Raw genomic sequence first — 15,055 nt, 5'->3', positions numbered from 1 at the left:
CGATTGAACCGCCCGGACGGTACTTCGTTCGCACCACGTTTCCCTCGCCGTGACTGTCGTTTTCATAAGCAAACGTTTGCGCGAACGTTTGCTATTTGAAATTCATCGCAAAAGAGTGCCTAGAGGGAATACCCAGGGGACCGAAGCGGAGCGGGCCGAGCGCCGGGCCGCCCCAAGCCGGCCCGCGATCCCCCCGGGGATCGGTCGACGTACCCGTCGACCGAGGGGCCGTCACACAGCGAAGTCCGAGAGCTGCTTGCCGGCGATCAAGGCATCGCGCAGCCACTTCGGGCGCGGGCCGCGGCCGCCCCAGACATTGCCCGACTCGTCGCGGAACTTGACTTCGGCGTCCGTCTTCCTCTTGCGGCCGCGCTTCACGGCGACCTTCTTGGCGGCGGCCTTCGGGCCGCGCTTGGCGCCCCCGAGACCCAGGTCGGTGGCGGTCAGGCCATAGGCCTCGATCGCTTCCTTGATGCGTACGACGACGCCTTCGACTTCCTTGCGCTGCAGCTTTTCGGCTTCGCGCGTGAGGGTTGCGATCTCTTTTTTCAATTGGGCCAGAGTTTTCGACATCGGAGTTTCCATGAGTTGCGACAGGCGCCGCCTCCCGTGCCGGTTCTTGTCTGACCGACTTTCCTTCGTACGCCGAGACCAGGCAGCACGCCACGGGCTGAGCCCCGCAGAGTGCGCGGCGCGACCATATCACACGGTTTGGGGATGGCTTATCCCGCGTGACGCAGTTGACAAGGTCAGATCGCCGGAGGTTCCAACTAAGGCCGGCCTAAGTCTGGGTCGCGAGCATCGCGGCCCATGGTCGCTCACGTCTTTCCTGCCTCGCCGGCCCGGCAGCCCGCCTCGATGCGCACCGACCTGATGGTCGTGCTGCTGTCGCTGGCCGTGCTGCTGGCCTGGGACCTGAGCGGCCTCGACCTGGCCCTCACGTCGTGGTTCGGCAACGCCCACGGCTTTGCGTGGCGCGACCGCTGGCTCACCGGCACGCTGCTGCACGATGCCGCGCGCTGGCCGGCCTGGCTGCTGTTCGGCGCGCTGCTGGCCGGCATCTGGCGCCCGCTGCCGTTCGCCCGCGGCCTGACGAAGCGGGAACGCGTCTGGTGGGTGACGACCACGCTGGCCTGCGTGATCCTGATTCCGCTGCTCAAGCGCAACAGCGCCACCAGCTGCCCGTGGGACCTCGCCCGCTTCGGCGGCGACGTGCTCGACTACGTGCCTCATTGGCAGTTCTGGAAGCGCGACGGCGGCTCGGGCCAGTGCTTTCCGTCGGGCCACGCGTCGACCGCGTTCTCGTTCCTCGCCGGCTGGTTCGCCTTGCGCCGGGCCTCCCCGGTGGCCGCGCGCCGCTGGCTGGCCATCACGCTGGCCTGCGGCAGCGTCTTCGCCTGGGTGCAGGTGATGCGCGGCGCGCACTACCTGAGCCACTCGCTGTGGACCGCGTGGGTGTGCTGGGCGGTCTGCGTGCTGGCCACGCACGCGCCCCGGCTGCGCCGCATCGCACCGGCTGCCGGCGGATGGGGCGCGGCCAAGGGTTAACCTCGGGGCATTGCGGACGGGCTGGCCGTCCCCAGATGCACCGATGGAACACCCGACATGATCGAACACATCCAATCCAACCTGCGCGAAGCCCAGCGCGCGCTCGACGCGCTGCTGTCCGACGGCCCCGCGCTCGCGAGCGTCGAGCAGGCGGCCGCGCTGCTGATCCAGGTCTTCGAACGCAAGGGCCGCGTCTACTCGTGCGGCAACGGCGGCTCGATGTGCGATGCGATGCACTTCGCCGAAGAGCTGACCGGCCGCTACCGGAACGACCGCCCGCCCCTTGGCGCCGCGGCGATCAGCGACGCCAGCCACATGAGCTGCGTCGGCAACGACCTCGGCTACGAGCAGGTGTTCTCGCGCTATATCGAGGCCCATGGCCGGCCGGGCGATTGCCTGCTGGCGATCAGCACCAGCGGCACCAGCAAGAACATCCTGCGCGCCGCCCGCGCCGCGAAGGAGAACGGCCTGTCGGTGATCGCCCTCACCGGCAAGCGCAACCCGGAGTTCGAGGCGCTCGCCGATGTCTACGTCTGCACGCCGGGCGGCCGCTATGCCGACCGCGTGCAGGAGCTGCACATCAAGGTGCTGCACATCCTGATCGAGCTGATCGAGCGCCATTTCTTCCCTGAAAACTACGCTGCCTGACGATCGCAAGGAGGCCCGCATGCAACTCGTCTGCCCATCCTGCCTGACCCGCAACCGCGTGCCCGATGCCCGGCTGGGCGACGACCCGCTGTGCGGCCAGTGCGGCAAGAGCCTGCTGCCGGCGCACCCGATCGAGGTCGACGACGCGAGCCTCGAGCGCCACGTGGCCGGCAACGAGATGCCGCTGCTGGTGGACTGCTGGGCCGAATGGTGCGGCCCATGCCGCTCGATGGCGCCGCAGTTCGAGGCGGCGCAGCGGCAACTGCCCGGCGTGCGCTTCGCGAAGCTCGACACCGAGGCGGCGCAGCGCAGCGCGGCCGCCTACGGCATCCGCAGCATCCCGACGCTGCTGCTGTTCCGCGGCGGCAAGGAGGTGGCGCGCCGCAGCGGCGCCCTGCCCGCACAGGAAATCGTCTCGTGGGTGCGCTCGCAGGTGGCATAGGCCGCCCTGTTGCGCTCCACCCGCGGGTTATTCGAAGGGCCAATTCAGCAATCCGCTGATGGCCCACCAGGGAGCGCGCGGCTATCGTGGCGGCATGCCACTGGCCCTCTACGACCTTCCGAACTGGCTCTTCGGCCTCTTGATCAGCGGCGGCTGGATCCTGATCGGGCTGGGCGGCTACGCCGTCTTCCAGCGCGTGTGCCGCGTCACCTTCGCCGAGAGCGAACGCAATGTCGCAATCGCGCTGCTCGGCGTGATCGCCACCATCAACTCGCTGCTGCTCGCGTTCTCGGCGATCTCGGTGTGGGAATCGTTCGGCTCGGCCGAGAAGGCGGTGCGCACCGAGGCCGTCGTGATGACGGCGCTGGCGCGCGACCTGGCGGTCTACGACACCGTGCCATCGCGCCAGGCCCGCGACCTGCTGCAGAAATACGCCGCGGTGGTGGTCGATCAGGAATGGGCCGCGATGCGCAGGGGCGAACTGCCCGAGCAGGCGCGCGACCTCCTCGACGACATGTTTCGCACGGTCGGCCGCATCGACCCGGTGGGACCGCGCGAAGCGGCCTTGATGCCCGAGATCTGGGCGCGCACCAACGAACTGATCCGGGCCCGCCGGGAACGCACCCAGGCCAGCGAGGCGCAGGTGCCCAGCACGCTGTGGAGCGTGGTCGTGCTGGCGACGATGCTGACCCTGTTGACGACCTACGTGCTGCCGCGCTCTGCGTTCAACATCACCGCGGTGGGCCTGCTCTCGGGGGTGTTCGGCCTGGTGTTCTTCTTCATCGCCGCGATGGACCGGCCGTTCGCCGGCTCGGAGAGCATCGGCCCCGAGCCGATCCAGCGCACGATGCAGACGATGGCGCGCTGGTCTGCGCAGGCGCCAAGCCTGCCGCCGGCGCAGGCTGCCACGAAGTAGCCGCGTCGTTTTTGCCGGAGAGACCCCTGGTACGACCAGTGAACTGAGCGATGGCATGAAGGCAGAGAACGTCATCGGTCCCGCATCAATCGTCGACAAGCCCGAGAGGCCCTACCTGGGTTTGCGCTTCGAGACCCCTTTCGAGGGGATGTTCGCCTTGGTCACGAAGGCCTTGAAGGAACTGCGAAAGTGGGCCCATGACAACGACTTGTCGGAGCAGGCGCCCTACTTTCTGCGGTACTACCACTGCGACATGAAGAGCACCATGGAGGTGGAAGTCGGCCTGGTGACGAGCTCTGTTCTGCCAGGCGACGGGCGCATCAAGCCGGGCACGCTTCCGAAGGGGAGGTACGCCACCCTGGTCTACCGGGGCAACGGGCTTCGAGGCAACCAGGCCCTCATGAAATGGGCGAAGGACCGCGGAATTGCTTTCGACCCGCTGGTCGCGGGCCGTGTGGAGTCGTACGCCTGCAGGTATGAGGCCTACCTGACCGACTACCGCGTCGAGTCGAGAAAGCTGCTCTGGGACGTCGAGCTGTCGATCAAGATTGCCGACGATTGAGATCAGCTGCCGCTCACCTTGCTGGTATCGAGGCCCGCGACCAGGAAGTCCCGCACGGCCTCCTTGTTCCGAGGCGTGGCCAATCCAATGCCGACGGCCAGCTCCTCCCCCTCGACCAGAGCACGATAGGAAACACCTGCCCGCCGCAGCCGTGCAAACGATTTGGGCAGCAAGGCCATGCCACGCCCACCCGCCACATCGGCAAGCAACACGTGATGGTCCGTCGGCTCCTTGACCTTCCGTGGCGCAAAGCCGTGATGGGCGAAAACACGCTGGCAGTGGTCGTAGAACGCAGGCTGACGCGCACGCTCGAACCAGAAGATGACCTCTGCGGCGAGGTCGGCGAGCCGGACTGTTCGGCGCCGGGCCAGGCCGTGGGACGATGGCATCGCCACCATCATCGGCACCCGGTCGAGCTCCATCACGTCAAGGCCGGAGGCCTCCGTGGGCAGCGCGATGAAAGCTGCCGCCAATCGGCCCGCGCGCAGTTGGCGCACGAGTCGGGGGGACGTGTCGACGACCACCGACACGGCCGTGTCGGGATGCCTCGCCTGGATCCGTTCCGCAAGCCCACCGAACCACGCCGGCTCGACGGCGCTCGTCAGGCCGAGCCTCAGACTCTGCGGCATGCCCTCATGCGCCAGGCTGGCCTCGGCCTCACGGAGCAATCCGCCGATGCTTCGCGCATAGGGCAGCAGCTTGCGGCCAGCCTCGGTGAGGCTCACGCCCTGGGTACCGCGGTCGAACAGGCGTGCACCCAGCCGCTCCTCGAGTTCACGAATCGCACGGCTCAACGGCGGTTGGGACACGTGCAGCGTCTCGGCGGCCTGCCGGAAGCTCGACGTGTCGGCCACCGCCAGGAAGAGTGCGAGAGAGCGTGAATCCAGGCGCGATGACATACCAAAAAGGTATCACGAACTGGGTCATTCCCCATGCCATGACCTGCTCCTACAGTGGCTTGCATCGGAATTCAGGAGCCGCTCATGACCATCAGACATCTCATCGCCGCAGGCAGCCTCGCTGCCATCTGCTCCACCGCCAACGTTGCCGCTGAGCCCCATGGAGCCGCACGATGAGCGCCGACCGCTACGAACGCGGCGCCGCCATGCTGGCTACCGTGGACGGCCCCGCGGGCTTGGCGGTCGTAGAGGGGCTGGCGAAATCCTTTCCCGATTTCGCGCGCTACATCGTCGAGTTCCCGTTCGGCGACATCTATGCGCGCAAGGGGCTGGGCCTGCGCGAACGCGAACTCGCCACGGTCGCGGCGCTGTGTGCCCTCGGTCACGCTCAGCCTCAACTTCGGGTGCACGTGCACGCCGCCCTTCATGTCGGTTGCTCGCCAAATGAAATCGTCGAGGTGGTGATGCAGATGGCCGTCTACGCGGGATTCCCGGCGGCACTCAACGGCCTGGCGGTTGTGCGAGAAGTCTTCGCAGAGTCGGGTATTCCACTGCCCGTGGGTTCCGACTAGCGGTGTCCGTCGATCGGTGCCGGCTCGCGCCTCTTGCGCAACCGCCGGGCAAGGTGCCCAATGCTGTCGGTTTGCATCGACAACAACGTACTGCACGCGGCCCTCGCGCTGTTTCGGCCGCCGTGCGGGGAGGACTCGCCATGACGACAGCCGACCCGCTGGCCGCGCGACTCTCGCAGGAGTCGCCTGATGCCTTGATCGCCACCGGGGACGACGGCCGCGTCACCTGGTGGAACCCGGCGGCCGAGGCGATGTTCGGCTACCGGCGCGATGAGGCGATCGGCCGGCTGCTCCCGGAGCTGCTGGCGCCCGCGGACTCGCCGGAGCCGGCGGGCGACGAGCGCAGCCGCGAGGTGGTGCGCCGCTGCCGGGACGGCTCGCTGATCTACGTGCTGGCGTCGACGCGGATGCTGGAGCCGGTGGCCGGCCAGGGCGGCGGCCACCTGCACCGCATGGCCGACGTCACCCACATGAAGATGCGGCGCGATGCCGGCCTGATCGACACCCGCTACCGCGGCCTGCTCGAGTCGACGCCGGACGCGATCGTGATCGTCAACGACATCGGCCGCATCGTGTTCGTCAACGGCCAGGCCGAGGCGGTGTTCGGCTACCGGCGCGACGAGATCGCCGGCCGGCCGCTGGAGATGCTGATGCCCGAGCGCTTTCGCGGTGCGCACGTCGGGCACCGGGCGCACTACATGGCGCAGTCGCGCACGCGCGAGATGGGCCTGGGGCTGCAGCTGTACGGGCTGCGCAAGAGCGGCGAGGAGTTCCCGGTCGAGATCAGCCTGAGCCCGCTGGAGACCGAGGCCGGGCGCATGGGCATGAGCGCGATTCGCGACATGACCTACCGCCGCAAGGCCGAGCAGAAGTTCCGCGGCCTGCTCGAATCGGCCCCCGATGCCATCGTCATCGTCGATCGCAACGGCCACATCGTGCTGGTCAACACGCAGACCGAGCGGCTGTTCGGCTACCCACGCGCCGAACTGCTGGGCCAGTCGGTGGACCTGCTGGTGCCCGAACGCTTCCGCGGCAACCACCCGGGGCACCGCACGCGCTTCATCGCCGACCCGAAGGTGCGCTCGATGGGCGAAGGCCTGGAGCTGCACGGGCGGCGGCGCGACGGCTCGGAGTTTCCGGTCGAGATCAGCCTGAGCCCGCTGGAGACCGAGGACGGCACGCTGGTCAGCAGCTCGATCCGCGACATCACCGAGCGCCGGCGCGTCGAGCATGCGCTGCAGGAGAAGAACGTCGAGCTCGAGCGGGCCAACCAGGCCAAGGACAAGTTCCTCGCGACCATGAGCCACGAGCTGCGCACGCCGCTGAACGCGGTGATCGGCTTCACCGGCCTGCTGCTGATGAAGCTGCCGGGGCCGCTGACGCCCGACCAGGAGAAGCAGCTGAGCATGGTGCAGTCGAGCGCCAAGCACCTGCTGTCGCTGATCAACGACCTGCTCGACCTGGCGAAGATCGATTCCGGCAACGTGCAGATGCAGCTGGTCCCGGTGGCCTGCCGCTCGCTGGTGGACGAGGTGGCGGCCACGCTGCGGCCGGTGGCCGAGGGCAAGGGGCTGCGCCTGCTGGTGCAGATGCCCGATGGCGCGCTCGAGATGCGCACCGACCGCCGCGCGGTGCACCAGATCCTGATCAACCTCGTGAACAACGCGATCAAGTTCACCGAGGCGGGCACGGTGTCGGTGACGGTCGGCTTCAAGAGCCGCGACGCGGACCGCTGCGTCGAGCTGGCGGTGGCCGACACCGGTGCCGGCATCTCGGCGCAGGACCAGGCCACGCTGTTCCAGGCCTTCGCACGGGTGGGCAGCAGTGCCGCGCGGGCGCGCACCGAGGGCACCGGCCTCGGCCTGTACCTGAGCCGCAAGCTGGCCGAGCTGCTGGGCGGGCGCATCGAGCTGAGCAGCGAGGTCGGCCGGGGCAGCTGCTTCACGCTGGTGCTGCCGATCGCGCAGGACTGACCGGCATGGGCGCACGGGTGCTGATCGTCGAAGACAACGCGATGAACCGCGAGCTGATGGACTACCTGCTGCGCGCCTTCGGCTTCGAGACGCTGAAGGCGGTCGACGGGCGCGTCGGGCTGGACATCGCGCGGCGCGAGAAGCCCGACCTGATCCTGTGCGACATCCAGATGCCCGAGATCGACGGCATGGAGTTCGCGCGCCTGGCCAAGGCCGACCCCGTGCTGCGCGAGGTGCCCCTGGTCGCGGTGACCGCGTTCGCGATGGTGGGCGACCGCGAACGCGTGCTGGCACAGGGCTTCGATGGCTACATCTCGAAGCCGCTCGAGCCTCTGAGTTTCATCGAGGCGGTCAACCAGCTGCTGCCGGCCGGCCTGCGCCGGTCGAACGAGGCGCCCGGCACGGCGCCCGCCGCGCCTCACCGGCCGGTGGTGCCCATCGCCACCATCCTGGTGGTCGACGATTCGCCGATCAACCTCGAACTCAAGCGCGACCTGCTGCAGCCGCACGGCTACGAGGTGTTGACGGCATTGACGCCGGGCCTCGCGCTGCAGATGGCGCGCGAGCGGCTGCCGGCGCTGATCATCTCGGACGTCGGCATGAGCGAGGGCACCGGCTTCGACTTCATCCGCAGCGTGAAGGCCGACCCGCGGCTGCGCGACATCCCGTTCATCTTCCTGTCGTCGACACACTGGAACGAGGCCTCGCGCCAACTGGGGCTGGAGCTCGGTGCCTTCCGCTACCTGCTGCGGCCGCTGGAGCCGGCGCTGCTGCTGGCCGAGATCGAGGCCTGCGTGCGCCGTTGAGGGCTCGCAGGATGGACCGATAGCGAGATCACCTCAATGCGAGTGCCGATGGTGCTCGTCGGGGACGTGCGGGTGTGCATGGCGCATCGGCTCGTGACGATGCGGGTGGCTGTGCACCACACCGGCCGGCGGCGCATCGAGGCCATGAGCGTGGGTGTGGTGCCCGTCGTCATGGCGGTGGGCGTGCTCGTGCGCCAGTTCATCGTGCTGGTGCTCGTGCTCATGGCGCTCGACGAGGTGCAGGACGATACCGAGGATCATCGAGACGGCGCCCGCCAGCATCCAGCCGCTTCCGCTGCGCTCACCCAGCAGGAAGGCGAACAGCGCGCCGACGAACGGAGCGAACGCGAAGACGGAGCCGGTACGCGCTGCACCGAACGCGCGTTGGGCGAGCAGGTAGAAGCGCAGGCTCAGCCCGTAGCCTGTCGCACCCACCGCAAGCAGGGCACCCGCTTGCCAGGCGGCAGGCACCGGCTCGTCGAAGGCCCGTGCGAGAACGGCCGTTGCCATCGCACCCAGCAACCCCTTGTACATCACCACCTGGCCGGGATCGCGATCCGCTACGCCGCGCGACAGCGTGTTGTCGACGCCCCAGGCCGCGGTCGCGGCGAGCACGGCCAGAAGCCCGAGGGCCTGGCTGACGCCTGCCGCGGCCCGGTCGATGATCAGCGCCGTGCCGCCCAGCGTCAGCAATGCCATGGCCAGCAGGACACGCCGGTCCATCGCCTCGCGGTACCAGAGCATGGCCAGCACCGCGGTGAATACCGCCTCCAGCGTGAGCATGAGCGAAGCGCCGGCTCCACTGGTGTGCTGCAGGCCCCACGACAGTGCGACGGGGCCGACGGCGGCGCCAGACAGCGCCATCAGGATCAGCCGACCCGCATCGCTGCGGCGGACTCGAGCCTCGTGCTCGACGGGACGGCGAAGCACCCATCCGACCAGGGCAGCGCCCGCATACAGCAGTGCCGCCGTCGTGAAGCTGCCGACACCCACGCCGAAACGCTGGACCAGCGGTGTGCTGATTCCGAAAAGAACAGCGGCGACGAGGGCGATGAGGCCGCCACGAAGCGCAGGCCGGCGAGTGATTCGATCCATGCCGGCAGCATGCCACTGGCACGGATCAGAGGTGGTGTCATCCTCGTCGCAAATGCGCAACTGGTTGCGCGCTGGGCTTCGGGCTGTTCGAGTTCTCACCCAAGCAGTTCGAGCTGATCTGCTCAGACCTCTCCAGCGTGCCCGTGTCGTATGCGGCCGCGTCGCCGGCAGCGGTACCGATCCTGCTGATGCCGATGACGCTGCGCAACTACGCCGGCCCTGCCGATCGCGCTTCGCTAGAGCGATCGGACGCGGCCCGAGGCAACCACACCGCCATCGGCGAAGCCCCGCGGTTCTGCCACGCGAAGTACGGGATCGCGACGACCTCGACGGTGTCGCCGCCGGGCGGCACGTCCGGCTTGCCCGGCTGCACGCGCCGGTACAGCGCGTCGTCCCAGGCCGCATCGCGCGGCACGACGCGCGCCGTGCCACGCAGGATCACCACCCCGCCCAGCGTGTCCGGCTCGAACCGGCTCTCGAACGCGGACTGCGTGTCGACGCTCAAGTCCTCGATGCCCGCACCCGGGTGGTCCAGCGCCTCCACGCAGTACAGCAGCGGACCGCGCGTCAGCGCGATGCGCCCCGCGTTCTCGTGCACCCGCGGGTGGCTTTGCCAGCACTGCACGGGTATGGGAAGCGTGAGCTGCACCACGTCGCCGGCCTGCCAGTCGCGGCTGATCGCCGCATAGGCACCAGCCTCGACGGCCTGCAGCACGGCGCGCCCGTTGACCGCGAGGCCCGCGCCGCCGTCGCACCAGCCCGGCACGCGGACGTGCAGCGTGAAGCTGCCCGCCGTGCCGACCTCGATCGCGACGCTGCCGTCCCACGGGTACTGCGTGCGCTGCGCAAGCTGCACCGTGCGTTCGCCCAGCGGAATGCGTGCCGTCCCTTCGATGAAAAGGTTGACCCAGATGGCCTCGGCGCTGGTGCTGTACACGCAGCCCGGCAGACCCGCCACGGTGCGGGCCACGTTGGGCGGGCAGCAGGCCACGTCGTACCAGGCCTGTCGGTGGTGCGTGCCGTCGTCTTCAAGCGGGTTGACGTAGAAGTAGTGCCTGCCGTCCAGCCCCCAGCCGGGCAGCATGCCGTTGTACAAGGTCCACTCCAGCAGGTCGGCGTGGCGCGCATCGCCGGTCGCGGCCAGCATGCGGTGGTTCCACATCATGCTGCCGATGGCTGCGCAGGTCTCGGTGTAGGCGCGGGCATTCGGCAGCTCGAAATCCTTGCCCAGCGCCTCGCCCTCGTAGCGCGCGCCCATGCCGCCGGAGATGTACATGCGCCGGCGAGTCAGCTGGGTCCACAGCGAGCCGAGCCGGTCGAGCAGCGCCGCGTCCTCGCGCTCCAGCGCCAGATCGGTGATGCCGCAGGCCATGTAGAGCGCGCGCACCGCGTGGCCGCACAGACACGTCATGGCACGGATCGGCACGTCGTCCTGGAAGTAGTCCAGCCCCATGCGGCCACCGTGCAGCAGGCCGTGCCCGCGCGCATGGATGAAGAACTCGGCCTGCTTCAGGTAGCGCGGCTCGCCGGTCTCGCGCGCCAGCTCGATCAGCGCCATCTCGATCTCTTCGTGGCCGTCCACCATCACCCGCTTGCCCTCGCCGGCCGGGCCGAACACCTCGCACAGCAGGTCGGCGAAGCGCCGCGCCACGGTCAGCAGCCGCGTGCTGCCGGTGACGCGGTGATGCGCCACTGCTGCCTGGATCAAGTGGCCGCCGCAGTACATCTCGTGCAGGTCGCGCAGGTCGCTCCAGCGCTCGTGCTGGCGCTCCAGGCTGAACCAGGTGTTGATGTAGCCGTCGTCGCCCTGTGCCGCCTCGATCAGCGCGATGGCCGCATCGATACGCTCCTGCAATACCGGTACCGGCCCGGCGGCCTGCGCCCACGACGCGGCCTCGATCCACTTGTAGACGTCGGAGTCGTTGAAGAAGATGCCGGCATACGGCCCGTCGTACCGCCCGGTCACGCGCCGGAAGTTGTTCAGCCGGCCGGTGCTCTCCAGCAAGTCGTACTGTGTGGGCAGCGTGACCTCCACGTTGCGCTGCAGGCGCGGCCCCCAGAAGCGGCCCGCCAGCGTGACGGCGGCCACCGCCACCGGCCGCAGCACGGCGCCGCGGCTGCGGCTGAAATCGACGACGAATGTCATGAAGCGTTCCCGGTGGACTCGGTGGAGATCGATGGCATCAGGCCTTGACCGCACCCGCGATCAGGCCCTGGATGTAGTAGCGCTGCAGCAGCAGGAACAGCGCCGCGCACGGCACGATGGAGAGCACGATGCCGGCCTGCATCAAGCCCCAGTTGACGGAGCCGAGCTGGCCGCTCTGCGCGTTGATCAGCATCACCGGCAGCGTGAAGGCGCGCGAATCGGAGATCAGGATCAGCGCGGCCAGCAGCTCGTTCCAGGAGCCGAAGAAGGCGAACAACGCGACCGTCGCGAGGCCGGGCCCGACCAGCGGCAGCATCACCCGCAGCAGCAGGTCGAGCGGCGAGCAGCCGTCGAGCACCGCGGCCTCTTCGATGTCCCTCGGCACCGCATCGAACGCATTGCGCATCATGAAGACGGCGAACGGCAGCTGGAAGGTGGTGTAGACCAGCGCCAGGCCGAGTTGCGTGTCCTGCAGGTGCAGCAGCCGCAGCAGCACGAACAGCGGGTTGAGGATGGACTGGAACGGGATCATCAAGGTCGCCAGGATCAGCATGAACAAGGCATGCCGCCCGGGGAACGTGAAGCGCGAGAAGCCGTAGCCGCCCAGCGTCGCGAGCACCAGCGTGAACAGCACCGTCATCGAGGCCACGCCGGCGCTGTTGCCGAGGTAGCGGCCGATGCCCTGGCCGTAGTTCGCCAGGTTGCGGTAGTTCTCGAGCGAGAAGCGGCTGGGCCAGTACAGCGGCGGCGACGCCGAGGCTTCGGCCGCGGTCTCGAACGAAGTCAGCAGCGACCACAGGATCGGGAACAGGAACATCAGCATCAGCACGCTGCACAGCCCGTAGTACGCGGCCTGCAGGCCGAGCCGGCGCCAGTGGTGGTGGCCGGGCGTGTCGATCACGGCGTGCGGGCGCATCGAGAGCGGCGCGAGTTCGATCATCGCTCGTCCCTCAGCAGGTACAGCTGCACGGCGGAGAGCACCAGCAGCATCAGCAGCAGCACCACCGACATCGCCGCGCCGTAGCCCAGCTTGAAGTAGGTGAACGAGGCGCGGTAGATCCAGTGCACGACGGTGATCGTGCTGTTGAACGGCCCGCCGCGCGTCATCACGAAGAACTGCTCGAAGGCCAGGAAGGACCCGATGAAGGACATGGTCAGCGCGAGCGCGAAGGTGCGCCGCATCAGCGGGATGGTGATGTGGCGCACCTGGGCCCACCAGCGCGCGCCGTCGAGGCTGGCCGCCTCGTACAGGTCGACCGGGATCGCCTGCATGCCCACCAGCAGGATCACCATCGTGAAGCCGGCCGCCTTCCACAGCACCATCACCACGATGGAGGCCAGCGCGCTGTAGGTGTCGCCGAGCCACTGCACCGGCTCGTCGATCCAGCCAAGATCCATCAGCACGGCGCTGAAGATGCCGACCTGGTCATTGAACAGCCAGGTCCACAGCAGGCTGGCCGTGGTCATGCCGATCACCACCGGCAGGAAATAGGCGGTGCGGAAGATCCCGACGAAGCGCACGCCACGGTGTACCAGCAGCGCCAGTGCAAACGCGAACAGGAAGATCGCCGGCGTGACGACCAGCGTGTACTTCACCGTGAAGAGCACGCTGCCCCAGAAGGACGCATCGTGGAACAGGTCCAGGTAGTTCTTCAGGCCGGTGAAGCTCGGGTGGCCGAGCAGGGGCCAGTTGTTCAGCGACATCCATGCCGTCATCAGCAGCGGGACGATGAAGAACAGCGTCGTCACCGCCAGGCACGGCAGGATGAAGAGCAGGCCGGCGCGCCCGCGGGGAACCCTGAGGCCGAGGAGTGCCAGCATCCTCAGGGCGCGGCCAGGACTTGCCGGAACCTGGCCTGCGCGTCCTTGATGGCCACGTCGACGCCCTTGCCGAACACCGCCTCCTGGATCATCGCGAGCCACGGGCCGTTGGGGTCGTTGATCAGCTGGTTGAAGTGCACCGAGTACGGCGTGCGCCCGGACTGCATCGCGACCGACGCCATCGCGAAGCGGCTGTCCTGCCGGCTGTAGGCGTTGTCGGCCAGGTCGGCACGCACCGGAATGCTGCCGTTCTTCGCGAACTGTTCGACCTGCACTTCCTCGGACAGGCACCAGGTGATGAAGTCCCAGGCCTCCTTCTTGTGCCGGGAGCCGACCGGGATGGCGATGGAGTCTCCGCCGGCGAAGCTGGCACTGCCGCCCTTCTCGCCGGGCAGCGGCGCCACGCCGAAGTCGATCTCGGGGTGGTCCTTCTTCAGCAGGCCGATCGCGAAGGCGCCCGTCCCCTGCATGCCGATCTTGCCGGAGAAGAACGGGCTGATGAAGTTGCTGCCGTTGTCGGTCTTGACGCCGCCGGGCATCACGCCGTCCTTCCAGAGGCGGCGGTACATCGCGAGCGTGTTGCGCAGCGCGGGGTTGTCGAGCGCATCGCTCTTGCCGTCAGCCGAGAACACGTCGCCGCCCGAGGCCCAGACGTAGGGCGTCATCGTGAAGATGTTGCAGCCACCGCACGCGCCGGAGAAGTAGAAGCCTTTGACACCGCCACCCAGCGCGGCGATCTTGCGGGCGTAGGCCTCGAGTTCGGCCAGCGTGGTCGGCGGCTTCTCGGGGTCCAGGCCGGCGCGCTTGAACAGCGCCTTGTTGTAGAGCAGGAAGGAGCTTTCCGCGCTGAACGGCACGGCGTACTGCTTGCCGCCGTACATGGCCAGGCGGACGTGCGAGGGCGACAGGCTCTTCGCGAACGGCAGGCCGCGCGCCTCGGCGCCGATGTCGCTCAGCTGCCCGGCCTGCGCGAAGGCGGGCACGAAGATCAGGTCGATTGCGACCACGTCGGGTGCCGCGCCGCCCGCCACGGCGGTGCCGAACTTGGTGACGAAGTCATCGCTCGGGATGACGGTCAGCGCCACCTTGTTGGCCTGCTTGGCATTCCAGGTCTTGACCAGCGGCTCCACGAAGCCGGCGTCTGCGGCACGGATCCAGAAGCTGATCTCCTGGCCGGCTTGGGCGTGGACGCCGCCTGCCAGCAGCACAGCCGCCAGGCCACCGGCGAGCTGTCTCGCCCAGTTGGGACTACGCATGGGTTTGTCTCCTGCTTGTTGGTGTTGGTGCGCGGTGAAAGCCATGTTGACAGCAACGAATGCGGCCAACAAGATGACAAAGCCCGAGCAAAACGGGACAAATCCGACTTCCTTCGAATGCAGGACAGCAGCCTCTCGTTTGCGCTCTCGATGGCCTTGCAGGCAACCAACGGCGGGCTTTTCATGTCGCGTGGCGTGGGCGAGCACCCGCGCCGCGTGATCGATTCGTTCGAGCTGCTGTACGTCAAGCGCGGCATGCTGGGCATCGAGGAGGCGGGGCGCGAATTCCGGGTCGGCGCCGAAGAGACGCTGCTGCTGTGGCCCGGCAAGGAGCACGGCGGTACCCTGCCCTACCCTACCCTGCCCTACCC

General features: G+C 68.2%; 16 protein-coding genes. 9 read left to right on the top strand and 7 right to left on the bottom strand.

The features are described 5' to 3' along the window. Nucleotides 1-231 precede the first annotated feature (231 nt). The gene (locus AC1DXV_RS21870; protein WP_477870720.1) at nucleotides 232-573 is read right to left on the bottom strand and encodes an H-NS histone family protein; all 342 of its coding nucleotides are present in this window, start codon (nucleotides 571-573) and stop codon (nucleotides 232-234) included. A 237-nt stretch (nucleotides 574-810) separates the two neighbouring features. Between AC1DXV_RS21870 and AC1DXV_RS21865 the strand changes: the two genes are divergently transcribed. The 5 genes from AC1DXV_RS21865 to AC1DXV_RS21845 are packed head-to-tail and all read left to right on the top strand — an operon-like array spanning nucleotide 811 to nucleotide 4,116. After that, entirely contained in the window at nucleotides 811-1,548 is a 738-nt protein-coding gene (locus AC1DXV_RS21865) for a phosphatase PAP2 family protein (RefSeq protein ID WP_477870718.1), read from the top strand. 57 nt (nucleotides 1,549-1,605) lie between these two features. Then, on the top strand, nucleotides 1,606-2,196 hold the full coding sequence (locus AC1DXV_RS21860; protein WP_477870716.1) for an SIS domain-containing protein: 591 nt from the start codon (nucleotides 1,606-1,608) through the stop codon (nucleotides 2,194-2,196). Nucleotides 2,197-2,215: 19 nt separating this feature from the next. After that, nucleotides 2,216-2,638, top strand: a complete 423-nt coding sequence (gene trxC, locus AC1DXV_RS21855) for a thioredoxin TrxC (RefSeq protein ID WP_477870714.1) — start codon at nucleotides 2,216-2,218, stop codon at nucleotides 2,636-2,638. A gap of 58 nt (nucleotides 2,639-2,696) precedes the next feature. Continuing rightward, nucleotides 2,697-3,554: a bestrophin-like domain gene (locus tag AC1DXV_RS21850; protein ID WP_477870712.1), complete on the top strand. Its 858-nt coding sequence runs from the start codon at nucleotides 2,697-2,699 to the stop codon at nucleotides 3,552-3,554. A 55-nt stretch (nucleotides 3,555-3,609) separates the two neighbouring features. After that, a complete protein-coding gene (locus AC1DXV_RS21845; protein ID WP_477870710.1) occupies nucleotides 3,610-4,116 on the top strand; it encodes a GyrI-like domain-containing protein in 507 nt (168 codons plus the stop codon). A 2-nt stretch (nucleotides 4,117-4,118) separates the two neighbouring features. Here AC1DXV_RS21845 and AC1DXV_RS21840 read toward each other — a convergent pair whose 3' ends face one another. Beyond that, nucleotides 4,119-5,015 (bottom strand): LysR family transcriptional regulator, encoded by an 897-nt coding sequence (locus AC1DXV_RS21840; RefSeq protein WP_477935509.1) that lies wholly within the window; start codon nucleotides 5,013-5,015, stop codon nucleotides 4,119-4,121. Between the two features lie 173 nt (nucleotides 5,016-5,188). Here AC1DXV_RS21840 and AC1DXV_RS21835 point away from each other — a divergent pair, with 173 nt between their 5' ends. The 3 genes from AC1DXV_RS21835 to AC1DXV_RS21825 all read left to right on the top strand — a co-directional run bounded on the left by AC1DXV_RS21835 (nucleotide 5,189) and on the right by AC1DXV_RS21825 (nucleotide 8,366). After that, complete coding sequence (locus AC1DXV_RS21835; protein ID WP_477871152.1) at nucleotides 5,189-5,587, top strand: carboxymuconolactone decarboxylase family protein; 399 nt, start codon at nucleotides 5,189-5,191, stop codon at nucleotides 5,585-5,587. Between the two features lie 140 nt (nucleotides 5,588-5,727). Continuing rightward, nucleotides 5,728-7,560 carry a PAS domain S-box protein gene (locus AC1DXV_RS21830; protein WP_477935507.1) on the top strand — a complete coding sequence of 611 codons (1,833 nt, stop codon included), beginning with the start codon at nucleotides 5,728-5,730 and terminating at the stop codon, nucleotides 7,558-7,560. 5 nt (nucleotides 7,561-7,565) lie between these two features. Continuing rightward, nucleotides 7,566-8,366 (top strand): response regulator, encoded by an 801-nt coding sequence (locus AC1DXV_RS21825; protein WP_477935505.1) that lies wholly within the window; start codon nucleotides 7,566-7,568, stop codon nucleotides 8,364-8,366. Nucleotides 8,367-8,399: 33 nt separating this feature from the next. Here AC1DXV_RS21825 and AC1DXV_RS21820 read toward each other — a convergent pair whose 3' ends face one another. From AC1DXV_RS21820 to AC1DXV_RS21800, 5 genes are all read right to left on the bottom strand, one after another. After that, nucleotides 8,400-9,461, bottom strand: a complete 1,062-nt coding sequence (locus tag AC1DXV_RS21820; protein WP_477935503.1) for a DMT family transporter — start codon at nucleotides 9,459-9,461, stop codon at nucleotides 8,400-8,402. Nucleotides 9,462-9,669: 208 nt separating this feature from the next. Further along, nucleotides 9,670-11,607 (bottom strand): glycoside hydrolase family 127 protein, encoded by a 1,938-nt coding sequence (locus AC1DXV_RS21815; RefSeq protein ID WP_477935501.1) that lies wholly within the window; start codon nucleotides 11,605-11,607, stop codon nucleotides 9,670-9,672. Between the two features lie 37 nt (nucleotides 11,608-11,644). After that, complete coding sequence (locus tag AC1DXV_RS21810) at nucleotides 11,645-12,547, bottom strand: carbohydrate ABC transporter permease (protein WP_477868246.1); 903 nt, start codon at nucleotides 12,545-12,547, stop codon at nucleotides 11,645-11,647. Then, complete coding sequence (locus tag AC1DXV_RS21805; protein WP_457330327.1) at nucleotides 12,544-13,428, bottom strand: carbohydrate ABC transporter permease; 885 nt, start codon at nucleotides 13,426-13,428, stop codon at nucleotides 12,544-12,546. Before AC1DXV_RS21805 ends, AC1DXV_RS21810 begins: the two co-directional genes overlap by 4 nt. A 2-nt stretch (nucleotides 13,429-13,430) precedes the next feature. Continuing rightward, nucleotides 13,431-14,684: an ABC transporter substrate-binding protein gene (locus AC1DXV_RS21800; protein WP_477868249.1), complete on the bottom strand. Its 1,254-nt coding sequence runs from the start codon at nucleotides 14,682-14,684 to the stop codon at nucleotides 13,431-13,433. A 117-nt stretch (nucleotides 14,685-14,801) separates the two neighbouring features. Between AC1DXV_RS21800 and AC1DXV_RS21795 the strand changes: the two genes are divergently transcribed. Continuing rightward, on the top strand, nucleotides 14,802-15,055 hold a 254-nt coding region (locus tag AC1DXV_RS21795; protein WP_477935499.1), incomplete at its 3' end, for an AraC family ligand binding domain-containing protein.

The sequence above is a fragment of the Rhizobacter sp. P3_C12 genome (assembly GCF_056402735.1).
Note: the sequence above shows the minus strand (reverse complement) of the source record. Positions and strands in the feature narration are given on the sequence as shown.